The organism is Bacillota bacterium, assembly GCA_040755295.1.
Classification (GTDB): Bacteria; Bacillota; Desulfotomaculia; order Desulfotomaculales; family Ammonificaceae; genus SURF-55.
On record JBFMBK010000035.1, the window covers coordinates 1 to 1,441 of the forward strand.

Annotated in this window: 2 protein-coding genes; both read right to left on the reverse strand. The window is 50.1% G+C overall.

What is annotated here, in order from left to right:
• Window positions 1-670: 670 nt before the first annotated feature.
• Complete coding sequence (locus tag AB1500_13115) at window positions 671-1,102, reverse strand: hypothetical protein (protein MEW6184086.1); 432 nt, start codon at window positions 1,100-1,102, stop codon at window positions 671-673.
• A gap of 13 nt (window positions 1,103-1,115) precedes the next feature.
• Window positions 1,116-1,441, reverse strand: a 326-nt coding sequence (locus AB1500_13120; protein ID MEW6184087.1) for a sulfite exporter TauE/SafE family protein, incomplete at its 5' end; no start/stop codon positions are given.

Sequence of the window (1,441 nt, forward strand, 5' to 3'; positions counted from 1 at the left end):
ATACCGATAATAAACGTGGAAACCAATAAGAGTACGGGCCATACCCACCAGGCGGTGGTGCTGCTTGCGCCCGCTGCGGTTGCGGCGGTAGACATGGCTTCCGGCGCCGCCGAGGCGACGTGGGCCAAGGCCACCGCGCTCGCTGGAATAATTTCGAACATATCCATTTCTCCCTTATCGTGGTAGTATGGACGATCTAAAATACCGATTCTATCTCTCTCTATTCTGTCTTTAACTAATTGGTATGTGATACAAAGTACATAATAGGACGAAAATTAACCAATTGACCTTTTCCACGTTCCACGCCCTTTGTCCAATACCACCTCCTCTTTAACTGGTTTTTAGCGGATACATATTATAATTAATATACCAACGTTCGGAACATTTTACAACAAGAAGTGAAACTGCCACCCTTTACACCTTACCTTAAACAATGACCATTACCGTCTAACGCTGCTCTTTCCCGAGTGATCTCGCAAACCCCGCGCTTATTTACATTGTTCGAATATTCATCAATAAGATATGTTTCGACAATTTCCTATTATTATAAAAAAATGCGCCCTTCCTTTTGTACCATACCCGTTCTTGAAGCTTGGCCTGCTTTATAAGTAAAAAAAGGGCCGGTCCAGCCGGCCCTTTTTTTGCGTAAGCGACTTTTCTTTCGTTGTAACTAATGTCCGCCTTTGACTATTCCCGCAGCCGCCAGCGAAAGAACAATCACCTCGGCTATTACCAGAAGCGCGTAAACATTGTCTTTTTTCCGAATGTACGCCGGCAACAGCACCAGGTAACCGAGAACCGACAGAAGCGCCAGCAGGGCGATGCCGACATAGTTCAAATAATCGCTCTTGCCGAGGTAACTCACCCAACCCCAGCCGTTGGGCCCTCCCGTTGCGACCAGGAACTCGTGGGCCTTTCCCTTCCAGAGCAGCGGAATCTGTTCCGGCGGAATCAGCGGTTTGACCATTCCGCTCACGTACAACAGAAAGGTTATCACTAAAAGAACTATGCCGGTAATCATTCCTACGTTGAGGATGTTGGCATACACTATTTGCTCCGGCGCGGCTTCGGCTGTCTGCTTTTCTAATTGTGGCTCTGCCATGTTATTCACCCTCCTAGCTTCTCAATAGCTTGATGCCGTCGTATAAAGGCTTGGTGCCGGCGACGAACAGCATGACGATAACGATCCACCGCACGGCTTTCGGTTTGGTTACCGCAATAATACGGACACCCACGAGGGAACCGAGCATGATGCCGATGACCGAAGGCACCACAATCAGGGGCAGACAGGCGCCGGAATTAAGATAAACCCAAGCGGCCGAGGTGTCGGTGATGGACAGCAGGAACTTGCTGGTCGCCACCGAGATCTTAAGCGGCGCGCCCATCAGGAGGTTCAACACCGGAACGTTCGCCCAGCCGGCGCCGAGACCGAACATCCCGG

What these genes read in the sequence shown, in the direction of transcription:
- AB1500_13115 (MEW6184086.1), bottom strand. Translation starts at nt 1,102, where the DNA reads ATGGCAGAGCCACAATTAGAAAAGCAGACAGCCGAAGCCGCGCCGGAG.